Source organism: Anaerospora hongkongensis, from assembly GCF_004339805.1.
Taxonomy (GTDB): domain Bacteria; phylum Bacillota; class Negativicutes; order Sporomusales; family DSM-15969; genus Anaerospora; species Anaerospora hongkongensis.
Genome location: NZ_SLUI01000002.1, coordinates 1 through 19,397, shown reverse-complemented (window position 1 = coordinate 19,397; position 19,397 = coordinate 1). Strand labels below are relative to the sequence as shown.

Annotated in this window: 20 protein-coding genes and 3 riboswitches; of the genes, 19 read left to right on the top strand and 1 reads right to left on the bottom strand. The window is 48.3% G+C overall.

What is annotated here, in order from left to right; translation table 11 throughout:
• Positions 1 to 20 precede the first annotated feature (20 nt).
• The 10 genes from hisH to EV210_RS02490 all read left to right on the top strand — a co-directional run bounded on the left by hisH (position 21) and on the right by EV210_RS02490 (position 8,781).
• Positions 21 to 623, top strand: coding sequence for an imidazole glycerol phosphate synthase subunit HisH (hisH, locus tag EV210_RS02535; RefSeq protein ID WP_132075168.1), 603 nt, complete (start codon positions 21 to 23; stop codon positions 621 to 623).
• 11 nt (positions 624 to 634) lie between these two features.
• The gene (hisA, locus tag EV210_RS02530; protein WP_132075165.1) at positions 635 to 1,366 is read left to right on the top strand and encodes a 1-(5-phosphoribosyl)-5-[(5-phosphoribosylamino)methylideneamino]imidazole-4-carboxamide isomerase; all 732 of its coding nucleotides are present in this window, start codon (positions 635 to 637) and stop codon (positions 1,364 to 1,366) included.
• Complete coding sequence (gene hisF, locus EV210_RS02525; RefSeq protein ID WP_132075162.1) at positions 1,367 to 2,125, top strand: imidazole glycerol phosphate synthase subunit HisF; 759 nt, start codon at positions 1,367 to 1,369, stop codon at positions 2,123 to 2,125.
• Complete coding sequence (gene hisIE, locus EV210_RS02520; RefSeq protein WP_132075159.1) at positions 2,122 to 2,772, top strand: bifunctional phosphoribosyl-AMP cyclohydrolase/phosphoribosyl-ATP diphosphatase HisIE; 651 nt, start codon at positions 2,122 to 2,124, stop codon at positions 2,770 to 2,772. The genes hisF and hisIE overlap by 4 nt, the downstream gene beginning before the upstream one ends.
• 869 nt (positions 2,773 to 3,641) lie before the next feature.
• Positions 3,642 to 4,493, top strand: coding sequence for a response regulator (locus EV210_RS02515; RefSeq protein ID WP_132075156.1), 852 nt, complete (start codon positions 3,642 to 3,644; stop codon positions 4,491 to 4,493).
• A 1-nt stretch (position 4,494) separates the two neighbouring features.
• Positions 4,495 to 4,959: a chemotaxis protein CheX gene (locus EV210_RS02510; protein WP_132075153.1), complete on the top strand. Its 465-nt coding sequence runs from the start codon at positions 4,495 to 4,497 to the stop codon at positions 4,957 to 4,959.
• A 3-nt stretch (positions 4,960 to 4,962) separates the two neighbouring features.
• Positions 4,963 to 6,195, top strand: a complete 1,233-nt coding sequence (locus EV210_RS02505) for a divergent polysaccharide deacetylase family protein (protein ID WP_132075150.1) — start codon at positions 4,963 to 4,965, stop codon at positions 6,193 to 6,195.
• A 13-nt stretch (positions 6,196 to 6,208) separates the two neighbouring features.
• Positions 6,209 to 6,871 carry an L-serine ammonia-lyase, iron-sulfur-dependent subunit beta gene (gene sdaAB / locus EV210_RS02500; protein WP_132075147.1) on the top strand — a complete coding sequence of 221 codons (663 nt, stop codon included), beginning with the start codon at positions 6,209 to 6,211 and terminating at the stop codon, positions 6,869 to 6,871.
• Positions 6,872 to 6,896: 25 nt separating this feature from the next.
• Entirely contained in the window at positions 6,897 to 7,778 is an 882-nt protein-coding gene (gene sdaAA, locus EV210_RS02495) for an L-serine ammonia-lyase, iron-sulfur-dependent, subunit alpha (protein WP_132075144.1), read from the top strand.
• 238 nt (positions 7,779 to 8,016) lie between these two features.
• Positions 8,017 to 8,781 (top strand): sulfite exporter TauE/SafE family protein, encoded by a 765-nt coding sequence (locus tag EV210_RS02490; protein WP_132075142.1) that lies wholly within the window; start codon positions 8,017 to 8,019, stop codon positions 8,779 to 8,781.
• 65 nt (positions 8,782 to 8,846) lie between these two features.
• Here EV210_RS02490 and EV210_RS02485 read toward each other — a convergent pair whose 3' ends face one another.
• Positions 8,847 to 9,491 (bottom strand): LexA family protein, encoded by a 645-nt coding sequence (locus tag EV210_RS02485; protein ID WP_132075139.1) that lies wholly within the window; start codon positions 9,489 to 9,491, stop codon positions 8,847 to 8,849.
• Between the two features lie 148 nt (positions 9,492 to 9,639).
• On the opposite strand from EV210_RS02485, the gene EV210_RS02480 reads away from it, so the two are divergent.
• The 9 genes from EV210_RS02480 to EV210_RS02440 all read left to right on the top strand — a co-directional run.
• A complete protein-coding gene (locus EV210_RS02480; RefSeq protein WP_132075136.1) occupies positions 9,640 to 9,855 on the top strand; it encodes a helix-turn-helix transcriptional regulator in 216 nt (71 codons plus the stop codon).
• A gap of 80 nt (positions 9,856 to 9,935) precedes the next feature.
• Positions 9,936 to 10,117, top strand: a riboswitch (cobalamin riboswitch).
• Between the two features lie 218 nt (positions 10,118 to 10,335).
• Positions 10,336 to 11,382 carry a type II secretion system protein GspD gene (locus EV210_RS02475; RefSeq protein ID WP_132075133.1) on the top strand — a complete coding sequence of 349 codons (1,047 nt, stop codon included), beginning with the start codon at positions 10,336 to 10,338 and terminating at the stop codon, positions 11,380 to 11,382.
• Between the two features lie 10 nt (positions 11,383 to 11,392).
• Positions 11,393 to 12,223, top strand: coding sequence for a hypothetical protein (locus EV210_RS02470; protein WP_132075130.1), 831 nt, complete (start codon positions 11,393 to 11,395; stop codon positions 12,221 to 12,223).
• 3 nt (positions 12,224 to 12,226) lie between these two features.
• Positions 12,227 to 12,406: riboswitch (cobalamin riboswitch) on the top strand.
• 265 nt (positions 12,407 to 12,671) lie between these two features.
• Positions 12,672 to 12,848, top strand: a riboswitch (cobalamin riboswitch).
• A 110-nt stretch (positions 12,849 to 12,958) separates the two neighbouring features.
• The gene (locus EV210_RS22955; protein WP_243650404.1) at positions 12,959 to 15,613 is read left to right on the top strand and encodes a TonB-dependent receptor; all 2,655 of its coding nucleotides are present in this window, start codon (positions 12,959 to 12,961) and stop codon (positions 15,611 to 15,613) included.
• Between the two features lie 143 nt (positions 15,614 to 15,756).
• Positions 15,757 to 17,127, top strand: coding sequence for a hypothetical protein (locus EV210_RS02460; RefSeq protein WP_243650403.1), 1,371 nt, complete (start codon positions 15,757 to 15,759; stop codon positions 17,125 to 17,127).
• A 221-nt stretch (positions 17,128 to 17,348) separates the two neighbouring features.
• Positions 17,349 to 17,591 carry a zinc-ribbon domain-containing protein gene (locus EV210_RS02455; protein WP_132075128.1) on the top strand — a complete coding sequence of 81 codons (243 nt, stop codon included), beginning with the start codon at positions 17,349 to 17,351 and terminating at the stop codon, positions 17,589 to 17,591.
• 18 nt (positions 17,592 to 17,609) lie between these two features.
• The gene (locus EV210_RS02450) at positions 17,610 to 17,957 is read left to right on the top strand and encodes a double zinc ribbon domain-containing protein (RefSeq protein WP_132075125.1); all 348 of its coding nucleotides are present in this window, start codon (positions 17,610 to 17,612) and stop codon (positions 17,955 to 17,957) included.
• 255 nt (positions 17,958 to 18,212) lie between these two features.
• On the top strand, positions 18,213 to 18,890 hold the full coding sequence (locus EV210_RS02445) for a helix-turn-helix domain-containing protein (RefSeq protein WP_132075122.1): 678 nt from the start codon (positions 18,213 to 18,215) through the stop codon (positions 18,888 to 18,890).
• Positions 18,887 to 19,397 (top strand): IS3 family transposase (locus tag EV210_RS02440; RefSeq protein WP_165898760.1); only part of this gene is annotated, 511 nt, incomplete at its 3' end. The genes EV210_RS02445 and EV210_RS02440, both read left to right, overlap by 4 nt.

The window sequence follows — 19,397 nt, the reverse complement described above, 5'->3', positions numbered from 1 at the left end:
AAACAAAGGAGGCAGCCTTAGTGATTGCAATTATTGATTATGGCAGAGGAAATCTCTATAGTGTGCAAAAGGCATTTGCCAGGCTTGGGGCTCAAGCAGTCGTTACAAGCGATGCCGGGCAAATCGCGGCTGCCGATAAAGTTGTTTTGCCAGGAGTCGGGGCTTTCGGCGATTGCATGAACAATCTGCGCAGCTATGGATTAGAAACTGTGATTCGCCAGGTGACTGAGCGGGGAACACCTTTTCTCGGTATTTGTCTCGGCCTTCAGCTTTTATTTGACGGCAGCGAGGAAGATCCCGGCGTAGCCGGACTGGGGATCATCCCCGGTATGGTTAGAAAGATCGAGACAAAAGGACTCAAAATACCTCACATGGGATGGAATAACCTCGCATATAAGGCGGCCAGCCCCCTGTTTACAGACTTACCAGACAGTCCGTATGTGTATTTTGTCCATAGCTTTCATGCTGTACCGGCTGACGAACAGGTGATTACGGCTGTAACTGCCTATGGACAAGAGGTAACAGCCGCAGTTGGCCGGGCTAATGTGCAGGCTGTTCAGTTTCACCCGGAAAAGTCAAGTGCAGTAGGAATGCAGATGCTGAAAAACTGGCTGGGCCAATAGGAGAGGGTAGTATGATCATTTTTCCCGCAATTGATATACGGGGCGGCAAATGTGTCCGCCTGACCGAAGGGCGGTTTGACCGGGAAACGGTATTCGCCGATAATCCTGTCGATATGGCAGTACGCTGGCAGGCGGAAGGCGGCGAATTCCTTCATGTGGTGGATCTTGACGGCGCTTTGGCAGGCAAGCCGGTTAACTTAGGCGTTATTGCAGAAATTGTAAAAACAGTGACGATGCCGGTGCAGCTGGGCGGCGGTATTCGCACACTGGCTACGATCGATGAAATATTGACGGCAGGCGTCAGCCGGGTAATCTTAGGCTCTGTGGCGGTAAAGGATCCGGGACTGGTCAAAGAGGCCTGCCGGTTATATGGAGAAAGAATTGTTGTCGGTATTGATGCCCGTGACGGCCAGGCGGCAGTTGAGGGCTGGGGAGTTACCGGCGGCGTTGGTGCCGAAGAACTGGCTAAGCGCATGGCTGCTGCCGGTGTGCAGCGCATTATTTATACCGATATTTCCCGTGACGGCACATTAAGCGGCGTAAATGCCGCCGCCACGGCTGCATTGTCTAAGGCTGCACGGATTCCGGTTATTGCCTCCGGCGGTGTCGGCAGTGTAAAAGATATTGAAGCGGTAAAAAAAGCCGGTCCTGCTATTGAAGGCGTTATAGTCGGCAAAGCGTTATATACCGGGGCGGTTACGTTAGCGCAGGCCCTGAGCGCTGCCCGGGGAGAGGTGAAATAAATGCATACGAAGCGTATTATCCCCTGTCTGGATGTTAAGGACGGGCGGGTAGTGAAAGGCACGAATTTCGTAGGCCTTCGCGATGCCGGAGATCCGGTGGAACTGGCTGCACTATATGATAAAGAAGTGGCTGATGAGTTGGTTTTTCTTGATATTACGGCCTCTTCCGATGAACGCAATACCATGGTGGATGTAGTGGAGCGGACTGCCGCAGAGGTGTTCATTCCGTTTACGGTGGGCGGCGGCATTCGGACAGCAGCAGATATTCGCAAGATGCTGCAGGCCGGTGCCGATAAAGTGTCGCTGAATACGGCTGCTGTTAAAAACCGTGAACTGCTGGCTGAAGGAGCACGCTGTTTTGGCCGCCAATGTATTGTCCTCGCTGTTGACGCCAGGCAGACTGGTCAGGGAAAATGGGAAGTGTATATCAACGGAGGCCGCACGCCGACCGGTATGGACGTAATCGACTGGGTTAAAGAGGCAACCGCACTTGGTGCCGGTGAAATTTTACTCACTAGTATGGATAAAGACGGCACGAAAGACGGTTATGATATTCCCCTTACCCGGGCGGTAGCCGAAGCTGTCGATGTTCCGGTTATCGCTTCAGGCGGTGCCGGGGAATTGGAACATTTTTACGATGTTTTGACAGAAGGAAAAGCGGATGCCGTGCTGGCAGCATCGGTATTTCACTTTGGCCAGTTCACGGTACGGCAAGTGAAAGAGTATCTGCGGTCACGTGGTGTGGAGGTGCGATTATGATTAATCGGGAACAGTTGAAATTTGACGATAAGGGATTAATTCCGGCCATTGTGCAGGACAGTGCCTCTGGCAAGGTGCTGATGCTGGCGTATATGAACCAAGAAGCGCTGGAAAAGACGCTGGACAGCGGTGTGACCTGGTTTTACAGCCGCAGCCGCCGCAGCCTGTGGCAAAAAGGGGAAACTTCCGGCAATGTGCAAAAGGTCCGGGAAATCCGCTACGACTGCGATGGTGATACTCTGCTGGTGAGTGTGGAGCAGACAGGAGCGGCCTGCCATGAAGGAACATTTTCCTGCTTCAGCCGCACCTTGAACGGAGAGCAAGAAGGCGAGCAGCTATTTGATCCGGCAAAAGTATATGGCAGTGCGGCAACGGTGCTGCAGGAATTGTATCATGTAATAGCCGACCGCAAGGCTAATCCACAGGAAGGCTCCTATACAACCTATCTCTTTACCAAAGGCCAGGATAAAATCCTGAAAAAAGTCGGTGAAGAAGCAGCAGAAACGTTGATAGGGTCAAAAAATAACGATAAGAATGAAATACTGTACGAAATGGCAGACCTGTGGTACCACTGCCTGGTGCTGCTGGCTTATCATAATATTACGCCTGCTGAACTGCTGGCCGAGCTGCACAAGCGGCGCAAATAGACATAATAAAAAAGGCCGTTCCTGCAAGGGAACGGCCTTTTGAATATTCAATTATATGATTTTGGATTGCGAAACTATGCTATAATAAGCATACAGGCTGCTCGGGGGACGGTTAGCCCCTTCCTGGTAAGGAAGGGGGTGGTAGGATGACTGTATTTGAAGCATTGTCATTTGCTGTTGCATTTGCCACGCTTATGGTATTGGTCACGACCAACAGAAAATAGCCGCCCCTCCCCAAGGTGTACGGCTATTTCTGAATAGTTTGTAACATATGGGCTAACCGTTTCCCGGTTAGACAACCTGTAGAGGCTGGCGTGTTAGAGCACGTCAGTCCTTTTCTTATATTATACCCCAATGCAGCAAAAATATGCAACTGACTATCTTAATGATTGGCTGGGACAATGAACCTGTCCCCATGTCCCAAATAGCTATTTGAAGATTCAAATGATTGATCTGGAAAAATATGTTATAATGAGCATGCAGGCTATTGGGACGGTTAGCCCCTTCCTTTAAAAGGGAAAGGGGTGGTGGGAATGACTGTTTTTGAGGCATTGACATTTGCTGTTGCATTTGCCACGCTCATGGTAATGGTCATGATCCAAAAGAAATAACCGCCTTGCAAGGTTGCGGTTATTTCTTAAGTAGTGGATAATTTGGGCTAACTATTCCTGTCTAGACAGCCTGTGGGCTGGTGTGCGACGACACGCCAGCCCTTTTTATATTATATTCATTGCCGCAAAAATATGCAATTAGTCTTAGAAATCGTATGTAGCTGGGGATGAAGAATAATTTTCAAATGGCAGGTAAATGAACGGAATATGGCGAAAAAATGCCTGTATTATGCTTAAATCGTATGGCAGGAGAGTAAAATGGAAAAAATTCGGGTATTAGTAGTAGATGATTCACCTTTTAGTCAAAAAATTATGAAAAAGGCCTTAGAATTATCCGGTTTTGAGGTATGCGGTTTTGCTCAAACAGGGCGCGAAGGGATTGCGCAATACTCTGAACTGCAGCCTGATGCAGTCACTATGGATGTTACCATGCCTGATATGGACGGCTTGGCCTGCAGCCGTGAAATATTGGCGAAGTGGCCTGCTGCCCGTATTATCATGGTCAGCGCGATGAAGGATGAAGCGCTGATTGCTCAGGGCAGCGCCATCGGGATACAGGCCTTTTTGCAAAAACCGGCGAAGCCTGATGAACTTGCCAGCGTTTTGCGGCAGGTATGCGGCAGTGAGCCGACGGAAGCTGCATTTCACGAACAGTATTTACAGCACTTCCAAGCGGCATTTGAAGAAAATCTGGCCGGATTACTGCAAGCCGAGCATGGAGTTACTGTCTTACCGGCTGCTGAGAGAGCATTTTCTTCACAGGGTCTGGCTATTGTGCTGGGCATCAGTGGCGGGTTTCAGGGCAGAGCAATACTGGATTTGAGCAAGGAAACAGCGAAAGCTCTGGCAGAGCATTTGTGCCAAGAGCCAGTCAGCGATCAGGAAGATATATTCCACTGTGTTGCTGAATTTGCCAATATCATTGGTGGTCATGGCGTCTCTCAGACAAATCATCTCTTTCCCAAACTTGACTTAAGGCTGACACCTCCCAGTATTTTGTTTGGCGAAGCAATCAGTATCGTGAATCCTAAGCTGAAATCATACGTAATCAGGGCAGAAACTACTTTGGGACCAATATCCTTCAGTGTTGGTTTTGTGGGAGGAAAATAACTTGGATGCAAATTTGATCAACCCTTTCGTTGATGCCGTCACACAGGTTTTACCGCAAGTGGGTGTGCAGACGATTGGCCGTGGCAAGATAAGTGCTAAAGAACAATTTGTGGAGAGCAGAGGGGTAACCATCCTGGTGGGGATGACCAAACAAGTAAGAGGTAATATCGCCTATAATATGACCGAACAGGCGGCCTGCAGTATTGCTTCCACGATGATGATGGGAATGCCTGTGGCCAGCTTTGATGAAATGGCACAAAGTGCCTTATCGGAGCTGGCAAATATGGTAACAGCCAATGCGGCTATTTTGTTTAGTCAGCAAGGGCTTGAAGTGGATATCTCAACTCCCAGTATGATCATCGGACATGACTTTAAAGCTAAACTGTGCAATACGAAGTATATTGCCCTCGAACTACAGGTGGATTCTGAGATTTTGGAAGTTAACATCGGCGTAGAAAAGGGATAGCAAATGGCAAAAAAAAGCAGCAGTAAAACTGTATGGATACTGGCCGCACTGGTTTGTGCAGCCATGGTTCTTTATTGGCTGGCACCCGGTGGCGAAAAGTCACGGTCACCGCAACAGCCGCAAGCTCAGACGCAGGAAAAATATAAGATGGAGAAATCGGGAGCAACGACAGCAGCTGATTTTACGGCAGCAGCTTGGCAGGTTCACGGTTTAGTTGACGATGCGCTTGTTACGGGCAAGGCGAAGATCAAAAACCAGCAGGAACAAAAACGGGAGGTACCCCGTCAGGGAGTAGAAGGAACGATTCGCTGGCATGCACGTCAGACGCTGGTCACCATACCGCAAGGCAGCAGTACCGATAAATTGAAAGAGCTGATGGTCAAGACGCTTGCGCAGAAAGGGCAAGTTCTGGGATCCGCTCCTGATCAGTATCGGGGGGCAAATGTCATTCGTTTTGATGTTGGTTTGAAGGATAGCCTGGAAGGCGATACCGTTACCATGATTACCGACCGGATTTATGTCATGAAGGAACAAGCGGCAGCAGATAACAGCAAGCAGCTGCCAGCGGGCGGAGAAAGAGGCAAGCTGGCAATTGTACTGGATGATTTCGGCTACAACTATGATCCGATTGATGCACTTGCCGCAATTGACCGTCCGCTGACTTTTGCGATACTGCCCTATCATCCTTATTCGCAGCTGGCAGCAACAAAAGCGCTGGCTGCTAAGCATCAGGTCATGCTGCACTTGCCGATGGAGCCTATGTCTACGACTGAGCAGCAGGAGAAAACCTCGATTACTACCGGGATGAGTGACAGCGAAATTCAACAGACTGTTGTTAATGCCGTGCAAAATATACCTGGCCTCATTGGGGTAAATAATCATCAGGGGTCGAAAGCAACTGCCGACAAGCGGGTCATGCGGAATGTTCTCTCTGCATTAAAGTCGCGGAACTTATTTTTTATTGACAGCCGTACAAACGGGCAATCGGTAGCAGCGCAAACAGCTCGGGAAATGAATATTCCTACTAGTGAAAACGAGCTGTTTTTAGACAATAATAATGATGTAGAGGCGATCAAGCAGCAGCTGCGTACGGCTGGAAGTATTGCAGTCCGGGACGGTACGGCACTTGTCATCGGTCATGCCCGGCCCAATACGGCCATAGCTCTCAAGGAAATGATTCCTGAGCTGGAAGCGGATGGTGTACGGCTGATTTTTGCATCAGATCTGGTTAAATAAGGAGGCGCTCGCTATGCGAGGGGTATTTGACATTGTGGGACCGGTCATGATCGGTCCATCCAGTTCTCATACGGCAGGAGCGGCACGATTAGGCAAAATGGCCCGGATTATTCTGGGGGAACCACCCATTGAAGCGGTAATTGAATTGCATGGCTCTTTCGCCCAGACTTACCGCGGTCATGGTACGGATAAAGCGCTGGTGGCAGGCCTGATGGGGTTTTCCACGGAAGACGAACGGATTAAGCAGGCCATCGATATTGCGCCTGACCATGGTCTTAAAGTGGACTTTGCCCTGGTTGATTTAGGCGATGCCCATCCCAATACGGCAGTTCTGTACGTCACTGGTGCTTCCGGCCGGAAGGTACGCGTTGTGGGAGCTTCCGTCGGCGGCGGGAATATTATCATTACAGAGATTGATGGCTATCCTGTGGAACTGACAGGGGAGTATAATACGCTCCTGACCATTCACCAGGACAAACCGGGCATAATTTCGCTGGTGACGCATGCTTTATCGCAGGAGGGCGTGAATATTGCCTTTATGCGGGTATCCCGTCAGGAAAGAGGAGCGCAGGCGCTGATGATTATTGAGGCCGATCAGCCTATTTCCGAGGAAGCGCTCCGCTTAGTCAAGGGAATTGGGGCGGTAAAAGTGGCGCTCATTGTTCCGCCTATTTAGATTACATAACCCAAGGAGGACTACTATGATCCGTTTTACACGTATTCGCGACTTAGTAGCATTGGCTGGGGAAAAGCAAGTGCCTATTTCTGCTATTGTAGAACAATATGAGATAGAACGCAGTCAACGGCCGGCCGAGGAGATTCATCAAACGATGCTGGATAATCTTCAGGTCATGCGGGAAGCGGTAGCTTCGGGCCTGACCGGTACGGAAAAATCGGCAAGCGGGCTGGTCGGAGGCGACGCTAATCGTTTGCTTAACCGAATGGAACAGGGCTGTACACTGGGCGGCGGTGCGATGAACCGGGCTGCTGCCTATGCTCTGGCAGTTAACGAGATCAATGCCGCAATGGGACGCATTGTTGCCTGTCCGACAGCTGGCTCCTGCGGGATTGTGCCGGGAGTTATTCTGGCGGTGGCAGAAAGCTTACAATGCAGCGATGAACAATTGGTAGCAGCATTATTCACTTCTGCCGGGATCGGTGTTGTCATTGCCGAAAATGCATCCATTTCAGGGGCTAAAGGCGGCTGTCAGGCCGAATGCGGTTCGGCGGCAGCAATGGCGGCAGGAGCGGTAGTGGAAATGGCCGGTGGAACACCTGACCAGGTGAGCCACGCACTGGCGCTTGCTCTGAAAAGTACATTGGGGGTTGTCTGTGACCCGGTCGCGGGACTAGTAGAAGTACCCTGTGTCAAGCGCAATGCCTTTGGTGCGGTACAGGCATTACTAGCGGCAGATATGGCACTTGCCGGTATCACCAGCGTTATTCCGGCCGATGAAGTGATTGATGCCATGCATCAAATTGGCTCGCTGATACCCAAATCCCTCAGAGAAACTTCTGAGGCAGGTCTGGCAAAGACGCCAACGGCACTGCAAATTGAAAAACGACTGCACGGCAAAGAGTAAAAAAAGGGGACTGTCCCCTAAAAAGGGTTATGATTCATAGGATGCTATGAATCATAACCCTTTGCGTTTGTATCAACATTTCTTTTCAGTCATATTTTATTCACACGCTGATGTCGTCGCAGCGCAATAATATTGAATCATCTGCAACTCGGCAGGTGTTAGCCGGTGATTCGGCGAAGTCCTGTAATAAACAAAAATACGCGAGTGATTGCGCCCGTCTTTAGAAAGGAAAACTCAAATGGAACATCTTACCCTGGAAATGGCTGCCTTCCTGCTAGGCAGTGGTTTTATTGCCGCTTTTATTGATTCTGTAGTCGGCGGCGGCGGCTTGATCTCTCTGCCGGCATTGCTATTTACCGGACTGCCGCCTACTTTTGCGCTGGGGACTAATAAGCTGGCCAGTACGCTGTGCAGCGTAACGAGCATGACTTCCTTTATCCGGTCTGGCAAGGTTGATCTTAAGCTTGTGAAGTATTTATTTCCCCTGTCCTTTGTAGGAGCTGCTTTGGGGGCGTATGTAGTCCGCCTGCTGCCGCCGGATTTTTTAAAACCGCTTGTGGCTATTCTGCTGGTGGTTGTCGCTGTTTATACCCTCTTTAAGAAAGAATGGGGACATGAGTCAACCTATCAGGGAATGAACAAACGGGTTGCCGTGCTCAGTGGAATCAGCGCTTTTGCGCTAGGCTTTTATGATGGCTTTTTTGGTCCCGGTACAGGCTCATTCTTGATTTTTGCCTTTTTATTTATAGGTTTTGATTTCGTGCAGTCTGCCGGAAATGCGAAGGTCTTAAACTTTGCCAGCAACATTGCCGCTTTGCTGATGTTTGGGTTTATGAACTCCATTAACTATCACTATGGCTTGTTGATGGGAGCAGGCATGTTTGCGGGTGCACTGGTAGGATCACGGGTTGCCATCAAACAGGGAGCTGCTTATGTGAGACCGTTGTTCATCACGGTCACGGGTCTCTTGATCAGTAAGCAGGTATGGGATCTTTTCCATTAATACTGTGTGTGCGAAGTAAAAAACGCCTTGCTCCTAAGCTGAGCAAGGCGTTTTCTTTGTGAGAATTAGAAGTGCTGTCGATACGTCATTTTCAATACTCCGTAAATGCGTACCTTTTCTTTAGATATTTTACGTCTTTTGTGCCTGGGATTATCAGGCACAAGCTCAATATACTGATCATCAAGATGATACACATACTTCAAGGTGGCATAGTCTTCCATATCATCAATAATGCCTACGGCACAAATCTGACCGCTGTCACAGCAGCCTTGCTTATGAATCAGCGCCTTGTCACCGTCAAAAATCCGGGCACCTTCCATACTGTCGCCAACAACCTGTAAGATAAAGTATTCTTCGGGATGGCTGTTCAGCCACGAACGCGGAATATCTTCATAACCGGTAAAGCTTTCCATGGCCAGGGCCGGACAGCCTGCCGGAATGACTCCAAGGACGGGGACGCTGTAAAAAGACGGGCTGTCATCAGCATTGGCAGGAGCTTTCATTTCTGCGTCCGCTTCCTCCACGCCGAACAAACGGCTGATCGGTATAGTAAACAGCCTGGCCAGCGTAGGGATAAGCGATGTATCAGGCATTGCCTTGCCTGCTTCCCATTTGGCGACGGCTTGCTGGGTAACGCCAATGATTTTGCTTAGTTCTTCCTGGGTAAGTCCTTTTTTTATGCGTTCTGCCCGAATGATATCTGCTATCATTTCATCACCTACCTGTATCTATATTACAACTAGTTGTTGTAAAAAGAAAGTTGAACAACTAAATTTCGTGGAAAGAATTGACAAACAACATTGAGTTGTACTAACATAAAAGATGTGGACAACCTTAAGTTGTTGAGGGAGTGAAGAAATGAGGATAAAGCTAATCCAGTTTCGCGGCGACCGGTCACAGGAGGAAATGGGACGGAAGTATGGTGTCTCTCAGCAGTCCTGGAGCTATTGGGAGCGAGGTGTGAAAAATCCTTCGGCACTGACGATGAAGCGAATCGAAGAAGACTCAGGCGTGCCGATGGAAGTGCTGTTTCCTGATATTTTTAAAAACCCCAAGATAGAACAAAGTAATTGACATAAATAAAAAGAAAATAAAAAATATTGACAAAACAGATAAAAACAGGCATTATTTTAGATATAGACAAAACAAATGAAAACTAAATAAATGGTACAGGTGCCCGTTAGGGCTTAATAGGGAAGTCCGGTTAGAAGCCGGCGCGGTCCCGCCACTGTAATGAGGAGCAACTCCATGATATGCCACTGGGACAAGCGTCCTGGGAAGGTTTGGAGAAGCAATGACTCAGAGCCAGGAGAACTGCCTGTAGAACAATCACCGTTTTTACCTGCGAGAGATGGGGAGGGGATTATCGGAGTAGTCTAGTCATAGGCTTACGACAGTGTATTTTTTGCTGAAGAGAGCTTTTTCAATGGGTTTCTCCTATAGTCAACACCTACTTTTTAAGGTGGAGGTTGATGATAGGAGAGATCCATTTTTTATTGCTCATTTACGGCTCCGGCTTTACGTATGCAATTAAAACGATTTTAGTGAAAGTCGGTGAAGACAGTGGCTTATTGCCGCAAATATTGTATTGTTTATCTCCTGCTGCACGTGCTGCTGGTCCTGCTGCCTTGCCTTGCCCAGGTTGCTCTGGCCAGTGCTGAACCGCCTGCCGTTGTTACTGAGCAAGTACGACCAGTTGAAGCGGCTCCGCCGCCAGCGCCTGTACAGGACAATGAGGCAGAAATGTCCGGGCTGTATCCGTTAGTGGTGCAGCTCAACTATTTGAAGGTAGAGCAGGCCAGGCCCCTCCTGAGTGCGCTGGTCCCAGAGGAGAATATCAAAGCTGATCCGGTAAGAAACGTTCTGGTTATTATGGGCAGCCCGGACATATATGATCAGGTCAGATACCTGCTTGCCAAAATTGATACACCGCCGAAGCAGGTGATGTTTGAGGTACAGATCATCGAAATCAACCGGGATGATTTAACAAAACTGGGAATTGACTGGGATGCGACAACCAAGCTGCCTGCACCTATTCTTTATGATGACCTGCCATACCGGATTGGGACCGGCAAATATGGCGTTAATATTCAGGGAATTATTAACCGCTTAATCGAAAACAAGAAGGGCAGATTGCTAGCAAGTCCGCGCATTGCCACCCTGGACGGCGTAACGGCAAAAATTCTCATCGGTGATAAACTGGCAGTAGAGACCTCACAGCCTACCTCGGGGAGTACGCCGATTATTTCCGTCATCTATGTAGAAGTCGGCATCAAGCTGGAAGTGACTCCCACGGTAAATAAGGATGGTTTTATTACTACCCTGATACAGCCGGAAGTCAGTAATCAGACAAATACTACGAAAAATAACAATCCGAATATCCGTACCCGGCAGGCTAATGCAACACTGAGGGTTAAAAGCGGCTCAACTATCGTACTGGGCGGACTCATCCAAAGGCAGGAGACCAGTGATACCTTTAAAGTGCCCCTGTTAGGCGATCTCCCGTTAGTCAGGGGTTTCTTCCGGTCAACTCTCAAGCAGACAACGGAGACTGAACTGGTTATTATGCTGACGCCGAAAATAATGGACACTGAGCTTTGAGGAGGAGAGGATGAAGAAGTGGACCTGCCTGATTGCCGTTTTGTTTGTAATGTTTTTGAAGGTACCAGCAGTTTCTGCAGCACCTGCAGAGCAGCTTGCCGCACAATGGGCTCCTGTCCTCTACCTGGCAGACCAAAGTGATGGGATGGCTGCGCCGCAGAATGTGTTCACCACCGTTAATTTTGACCTGGACTGGCGGCTGAACAACAACTGGTATAACTTGCGCTTTTATCCCTTAGAAAAGGCGATGTATTATTCGGCAGTGGAATGTGAAACCCATTATCTTATCGGCTATTACCAGTACTATCCGAGATATGCCGGCGGCAGTGGTCACGAGCATGACATGACCGGCATATTGGCAGCCATCAAAAAGACAGCCGATGGAGCTGGTCAGCTGGATATGCTGGTGACGTACAGCAATTACCGCTGGCAGAGCTGGGAGGGAAATAAAGTCCGGGAGGAAAATGGACATCCCCTCTTACAGGTAAAAGGGGAAACTCATGAAATAAGTGCCTGTGTGAAAAACAGAGTACCCTTGCCGGCAAGCAGCAGGTATGCGCTGGGGGCAGGTGATCAGCTGAAGGTGCACACCGGGTATCGCTTAATCCGGTTAGAACAGCTATGGGAACAGCGGCAGAACATCGGTCAAGGACGGATATTTGCCCGCTGGGGCTATTTTGACAGCTACAATGCAGTTAAAGTTGCGGCACCCTGGGGCTGGAATTACCGGGAATTCAACTGGCTGGCCAATCCCGGTGAACTGATCCAGCGCTTCAGGGGAAGACACGTTACCGCCTGCAATTATCTTACTAATCCCTATCAGGTTAATACTATAGAATAACAACTGCATATTGCTGGTATAGGTGCCCATATGGGCTTAATAGGGAAGTCCGGTGAAAGGCCGGTGCGGTCCCGCCACTGTAATGAGGAGCAGCTCCAAGATATGCCACTGGGATTCATCCTGGGAAGGTTTGGAGCAGCAATGAATCAGAGCCAGGAGAACTGCCTATACAACAATCACCGTAGTACGGTACTAACTCTAGTACAGTACGTAACCTGCGAGCGATGGGGAGGGGATTATGTGGGCATTCTGTTCCATAGACTGTCTCAATGTATTTATTGAGACTAGCTATGTAAAATGGATTTCTCAGATAGTCAGGCTTCCTACTACCGGGAGGTTTGACTAGCTGAGAAATCCATTTTTATTTAACCAATTATATTTAATATAGAGCGGAAAACAGCATACGGTACAGGCGCCCATAGTACGGAAAACAGACCGCCAGGATTCACTGGATTAGATCTGACGAGGCACTGAGGCTTAAAAGGGAAGTCCGGTGAAAGACCGGCGCGGTCCCGCCACTGTAATGAGGAGCAGCTCCATGATATGCCACTGGGCTTACAGCCTGGGAAGGTTTGGAGTAAGCAATGAATCAGAGCCAGGACAACTGCCTGTACGGACAATCTTCGTTTGACCTGCGAGTGACAGGGAGAGGATTTGGGAATCGAAAGGATGAGGAGGGAAAGAAAGGCCGTTAGTTCAGTAACTTGGTTAAGAAGAAAGAGGAGAGATTTGGCAGTGAAGCAACACAGATTGAAGAGAAAAGCCCTGGCAATAAGTATTGCCTGTGCCTTGGCACTGACCTGGACACCTGATTATAGCAGCAGCGTATATGCTGCAGAAGCTGGTGGCGAGCATTCACAGGAAACGAAGGAAACTGTGAATGCAGACGGCAAAGCGGAGCAGGAATACTCGCTGGAGTCTATCACGGTAGAGGCCAAGCGCCCTGACTGGGAGTCCAAGCTGTCACCGGGTACGGTGACCATTATCCGCCCCGATGATTATAAAGGCGAGCAGAAGACGCTGCCTGACTTATTAAAAGATGTGCCGGGCGTGCATGTCCGTGAAGTGAACGGCAAGGGACAGTATACAACCGTCAGCGTCCGGGGCAGTACGGCAGCTCAAGTTGGCGTATTCGTAGACGGAGTGCTGTTTAACCTGGGCGGCGACGCAGCTGCCGATATTTCGACGATTCCAGTGAAAAATGTTGAGCGGATTGAAGTATACCGGGGCTATATCCCTGCCCGCTTCGGTGGTACCTATATCGGCGGTGTCATTAACATTGTCACGAAACGGCCAACCCAGTCCAATGTATCCGCATCGGTGGGACAAAGCTCCTGGGGCGGCTACACCGGCAGTTTGCAGGTCGATTCACCACTGGGAACAGGCAGCTTGATGGTTGGTATCAACCGGGATCAGAGCGAAGGGGATTTCCGGTATAAGAATTTTTCCTCGGATTTTTTCTATGCAAAAGAAATGCCGCCATTACAGGAAGAATTGGCGATGTGGATTGATTTCACCAACAGCAATATTGCGAGTCATACGGGAGCCAATCCCAATTTTGTTACTGCGGAGGACATTGATGCAGCATTCGATAATCCGGCTAATTACAATCATTACTTAAACGCTGCGCTTGATAATTATTATAAATTTAGATTTTCAAGCAAAGAAGAAATGATGCTTGCTTATGGTTGGACCGAACAAAGATATTATGATGAAGTAAAGACAGTATTGGATAATGAAAGGATCATGTTTCGTGATGCGACTGCAGAGACGCGAGAAAAAATAGGTAAAATTCCCAAGGATGCCACCCGCTGGCGGAAAAATAACGACTATAAAAATACCGATGCCATTATCAAATGGCAGGATGATCATTGGCTAGCAAAAGCTACCTGGAAAAAGATTGACCGGCATCTGTCCGAGGGGTTGTGGGCAGGGCTGGGCTACTCAGGCGACAATACCCATGTAGATCTAGATGATTCTAGTTCTTTAGGCCCGCGACGGCAGGAACTTACGGCCAAGGAACTGTTAGTAGGCCGCCGGGATACGGTTGGTAAAATGGAATGGGGCTGGTCGGTGAACTATCTGGACCAGAATAAGGATTACCGCAACGACAGATATGATCCGGTAATACATGAGAATGACCACTATTTCAATCATCCGCTCCGTATTTGGAGCAGTTACGATTCCCGCAGAGTCGGCGGCGCCATTGACGGCAGCTATGAGGCCGGCAACGGCCATCTGTTAGAATTCATGGCCAACTTGTCTAAGGAAAAAATGGATATCGATGGCTCGGGTATAACAAATTTCATAGCTGGTGAGGATGACTGGCTCCGGCGGTTTCGCAACTATTATGAACAGACATTATTTAACATTCAATTACAGGATACCATTACCTTAAATAAGGCGGAAGATCTTTGGTTTACGCCCAGTGTACGCTACAATTCCTCAACAGTGTTAGGCCGCAGTACGCGACTTATAAAAGAGCATAACAACCACATATGGTTCAACCAGGAAGATGAGCAGCAAGACAGCAAAGTTACCTGGCAAGCGGCCTTGAAGAAAAAAGTCAGCGATAAACTGACCCTGCGTTCCACTTATGGCACATACTATCGTCTGCTTAACCTCTATGAAATCGCCGGTGACGGCGCCGGTATTATGCCCAGGCCAATATATGATAAGGATTTCTTGGCTGGATTAATCTCTGCTTTCCCTTTGCCGGAAGAAGGTACTCAATGGGATGTGAGCGCCATCTGGGATGATCGTATGTTGGGAGCTGATGGTAATATCCAATTGACCTATTTCGGACGGAAATCAGAGAATATGCTGCAACTGTACCGCTTCGGTTTAGATTATTGGTCTTATAGCAATGCAGCCAGAGGGCGGGTAAACGGGGCTGAGCTGCAGACCAAGCTTAGCTGGGATAAGTGGGATATGAACCTGGCCACAACGTATACGCATGTTAATGCGCAACGAAAGTACAATAATCCGGGCGGGACCGGAGAGACCTATTATGACATGCCTGTGACCTATCTCCCCGAATGGGAAGGCTCCATGCGCCTGACCTATCGCCCTGATCAAAAGACATCTGTTTTTACCGAGCTCAAATATATGGATAAAATGTTTGTAAGTGACGGCTTTGAGTGGCAGCAAAAAGCCCTGACTACAGTCGGGTTAGGCGTAAAACACAAATTTACGAACGACCTGCAAATGACAGTGGGCGTAAACGACCTGTTTAACAAAGGACCGGAATTGCGGCTTGTAAGCACAGGCTTGGACTACAATGGAGATCCCCTCCCCCCCGGCTCGCCGACGTCAATTACCTATCCGCTAAATACCGATAATCCGACCCAGGGGCGTACTTATTATGTGACCATGCAATATAAGTATTAAGGCCGACTGCGGCAGCAAAGGAGGTGATGCCCCATACTTCAGGCAGGCAAGGCCAGTCTGGCAGGAAGGACGTGATGGCGGAAAACATGCTGGTATCCGGATTTTCAGGCAAGCAAAATTAAAAAGAAGAGAGGGAATGAATCATGAAAATGAAATTCGGTTTTCTCAAACGGGTTGTCGTAACAGCCCTGACATTGAGCGTGCTTGGCAGCTCAGCAGCGTTGGCTGCTACGGAAAATTTATTCGGCTACACGGTGGTTAATTCCAGCTATTCAGCAGGTTTGGCCGGTGCCATCAACGGCGACCGGACCGCTGCTCCTACTACCTTTACGTCCAGTACTAAAGTTACCGGTTTAAACGGCGACCCGGCACTGTTCAATTTCTTCCAGGGCAACGAAAGCCGCCTGGTGCTGCGTCAGTATAATGTAGCGAATCCGTCAAGTTTGATAGCGAATAAAATCCTTGACCCGGTTGCTGCAGCCTGGGCTCCTTCGCTTACAGAAAAGACCTGGAGCAACGTACGTAACCTGCATGCGGTAGCCACCAAAGGGAAATGGTTGTATGCCACCGGTTATGATTTGGCAAAGATTGCAGTTGTGAATATGGATAGCAGCTATACACAAGCACCATATAACTATCAATTCCCCACAGCCTGGCCCAGCATTCCTACATCAGTCGTACCTGCCGGTGCTTCGGTTCACGGTGAAGGCTTAACTGTTGTCGACAACAATTTGTATGCATTGTTTACCGTTAATCCAGGCGGCGGCTATGAGGTGTATTCCGACAGTGTTGTTGTGAAGTTCGACATTAACACCTCTACGGGTGCTTTGACTTATCTTGGCTATATAACCGTTGGCAAAAATGCCTTCACTCTTGATCATTATAACAATAAGCTCTACGTCTGCGGCCTGGGCGGTATGCAGAATCCCGGCAGTGCTAATGCTGACACCCGTCTGGACATCATTGACTTGGCAACATTCACTAAGACTCCTGTTACCAAGACTGCTTCCATGGTCGGTGATTTCCGCGATATTACCATCGTTGACGCCAATAATGCCTATGTATTCCTGGGCAACTATGATGCATCTTTTGCCAATATGGTCGGCGGCGTATACCGCACCACCGTGGCCAATCTTGCTTCGCCTTCGCTTTGGACCAAGGTTAGCGATGTAAACTCAGCCGGCTATCTCTGGGGCATCTACGCTGACAGCAACCGGTTCTGGTTTGTTAAAGGCAACCAAATCGACATCTATCCCGGCCTGCCTACCAGCACCTCCAGTGTAGCTACCAAAACTTTCACTCCCACCCAATTGGGCTACACCGGTGGCAACCTGAACTCGGCGATTATTCTTGCTCCTGATCAAACTTCAGCCTTCGCCAAGAGCACTTCCGGCGTAGCTAAGTCCTTCGCTGCTCACTCCATCCTGGCACAGCAGGCCCGCAAAGCTGCTGAAGAAGCCAAGACTGGTCTGAAAACGATCAACGGCCAAAGAATCCTAAGCTTCGAAAAATAAGCTTACTCTCAAAAGGCCTGGACGCAAGATGTCCAGGCCTTTTTCAGTTGTAAACAGGGGACGGTTCTCTCGGAAAAGGGGACTGTCCCCCTTTTCTCTGTTTGAGAAAAACGAAAAAGGGGAATTGCAGAATTTGGCGAATAAAGTAGAATTAAATAATTGGTGAATTTTACCTGTGAACGTGAAGTAGCTTTGTAAGTACAAGGAGGTACTGTAAGGTTATGCGCTATTGTATTTTTTGCGGTGTTAAAATCCCTGGAGATGCAAAATTCTGCCAGGAATGCGGGAAAGAGCAGCCCGAGGCAGCCCGTTCCACTGCAGCCGATGTTCCGGATGAGGGAATAGCGGAGTCGGCCGGAGGCTTGTTTGCATCACCCAAAGCCAAGATTATTGCCGGTGTCGGAGCATTCGTAGTGTTGATTGCAGTATTTACAGGAACGATGATTTTGGTAAATGCAAAGTAAACAGGCAGGAGGGGTAGTATGTATTGTCCTAAATGCGGACAGCAACTCAATGCGGACGGCAGCTTTTGTGCTTTTTGCGGCAAAGATGTTGCCTATTTGAATGAAAAGCAGGCGGCGGCAACGGCTTTAGACGAGCAGGCGAGCACTCCGGTAAAAAAGCAGCCTAAGCTGACCATGCAGAAACAGGTTTATTGCAATTCTTGTGGAACAGGTGTTTTCAGCAAAGATAATTTTTGTTACCAATGCGGAAAAAAAGCGCAGAAGGCCTATTATAACCAGGGCAGGCAGCGCAAGTGGCTGATCGCCGGTGCCTGTTTGACCGTCTTTTGTCTCTCGGCATTTTTTGTTTTTCGCTATCATCTGTAATGAGCGGCAAAAACAATATCCATATTTAGTACTGCAGGTCTTGATTTGTCTCGACCGGTTGCATATTTTACAATCTATGGGTATAATATAAGAAAAGGACTGACGTGCTCATACACGTCAGCCCACAGGTTGTCTAACCGGAAACGGTTAGCCTAAGATTGGGTTAAAGAAATAACCGTCATCCTTGGCTGATATGCTCCCCAATAAGTAGACAGGAGAAATAATAAAACCTGTTACCGAAAGGGAGTATTTTTCATGTCTAAAAAGAGTCGATATAGCAGTGCCGAAAAGCTGGCCATCATCCATGAATTTGAGCAAGGAGACGCAAGCCAGCGATCTGTTACTGATAAATATAACGTTGATATTACAACCATTAAACGATGGATACATCGTTTGAAACATCATGGGCTCAAAGGCCTGGAAGATAGATCACAGTATCAAAGCTACTCGGCCGAACTGAAGCTCTCCGCAGTTCATGACTTTCTTTCAGGAGAATCGTCTCAGAAAGAAATCATAGAAAGGTATAAAATATTGAGTTGTCGCCAACTGCGCGACTGGATTAAAAAGTATAATAGTCATAGTAGCTTTAAATCTACAGGAACCGGAGGGACAAGCACTATGACAAGAGGTCGACCTACCGATTGGAAAGAACGGATTGATATTGTCCTCTATTGCTTAGCAAATAACCGCGATTACCAGGGGACAGCAACGAAATATCAGGTATCTTATCAACAAGTATATCAATGGGTAGCTAAATATGAGTCTGGTGGCGAAGAGGCTTTAACAGATGGTCGTGGGCGTAAAAAAGCATTAGAAGAACTCACTGATACCGAGCGTCAAAAGCTGGCGATGAAAAAACTAGAATATGAAAATGAGCGCCTCCGGGCAGAAAACGCTTTATTAAAAAAGTTACAACAATTCGAAAGGGGGTGAATCTAAGTCATACAAGGCAGGACCATCTCTATTGCGCCATTCAATCGGTGCAAAGCGAACATGGTTTTAGTGTGAATCTTCTTTGTGAACTATTACAGGTTCCCCGCTCAAGCTATTACAAGTGGCTAATCCGTAAAGAGAGTCCTCGTGAGAAAGTGAACCGGGAACTTCTAGATACGATGCTCCTTCTCTATGAAAAAGTGGAAGGTATCTTTGGATATCGCCAACTTACTATCCATATAACTCGCCAAATTGGCTATCCGGTTAATCATAAACGGATCTACCGTTTAATGAAGATCGCAGGGATTAAAGCTGTGATTCGTCGTAAGAGAAAAAGCTATATTCGATCTACACCACAACATATAGCCGAAAACCTGTTAAATCGAAAATTTAATGCTCAGGCAGCCAATGAAAAATGGGTTACGGACGTGACTGAATTCAAATATGGCAATGGCCAAAAAGCATACCTGAGTGCAATTTTGGACTTATACGATAAGTCGATTGTCT

Bases quoted from the DNA above. Each gene is read 5' to 3' on its own strand.
- EV210_RS02480 (WP_132075136.1), top strand. From the start codon at position 9,640: ATGAGGATAAAGCTAATCCAGTTTCGCGGCGACCGGTCACAGGAGGAA.
- hisA (WP_132075165.1), top strand. From the start codon at position 635: ATGATCATTTTTCCCGCAATTGATATACGGGGCGGCAAATGTGTCCGC.
- EV210_RS02490 (WP_132075142.1), top strand. From the start codon at position 8,017: ATGGAACATCTTACCCTGGAAATGGCTGCCTTCCTGCTAGGCAGTGGT.
- sdaAA (WP_132075144.1), top strand. From the start codon at position 6,897: ATGATCCGTTTTACACGTATTCGCGACTTAGTAGCATTGGCTGGGGAA.
- hisIE (WP_132075159.1), top strand. From the start codon at position 2,122: ATGATTAATCGGGAACAGTTGAAATTTGACGATAAGGGATTAATTCCG.
- EV210_RS02460 (WP_243650403.1), top strand. From the start codon at position 15,757: ATGAAAATGAAATTCGGTTTTCTCAAACGGGTTGTCGTAACAGCCCTG.
- EV210_RS02515 (WP_132075156.1), top strand. From the start codon at position 3,642: ATGGAAAAAATTCGGGTATTAGTAGTAGATGATTCACCTTTTAGTCAA.
- EV210_RS02445 (WP_132075122.1), top strand. From the start codon at position 18,213: ATGTCTAAAAAGAGTCGATATAGCAGTGCCGAAAAGCTGGCCATCATC.
- hisF (WP_132075162.1), top strand. From the start codon at position 1,367: ATGCATACGAAGCGTATTATCCCCTGTCTGGATGTTAAGGACGGGCGG.
- EV210_RS02450 (WP_132075125.1), top strand. From the start codon at position 17,610: ATGTATTGTCCTAAATGCGGACAGCAACTCAATGCGGACGGCAGCTTT.
- sdaAB (WP_132075147.1), top strand. From the start codon at position 6,209: ATGCGAGGGGTATTTGACATTGTGGGACCGGTCATGATCGGTCCATCC.
- EV210_RS02470 (WP_132075130.1), top strand. From the start codon at position 11,393: ATGAAGAAGTGGACCTGCCTGATTGCCGTTTTGTTTGTAATGTTTTTG.
- EV210_RS02505 (WP_132075150.1), top strand. From the start codon at position 4,963: ATGGCAAAAAAAAGCAGCAGTAAAACTGTATGGATACTGGCCGCACTG.
- EV210_RS02485 (WP_132075139.1), bottom strand. From the start codon at position 9,491: ATGATAGCAGATATCATTCGGGCAGAACGCATAAAAAAAGGACTTACC.
- EV210_RS02455 (WP_132075128.1), top strand. From the start codon at position 17,349: ATGCGCTATTGTATTTTTTGCGGTGTTAAAATCCCTGGAGATGCAAAA.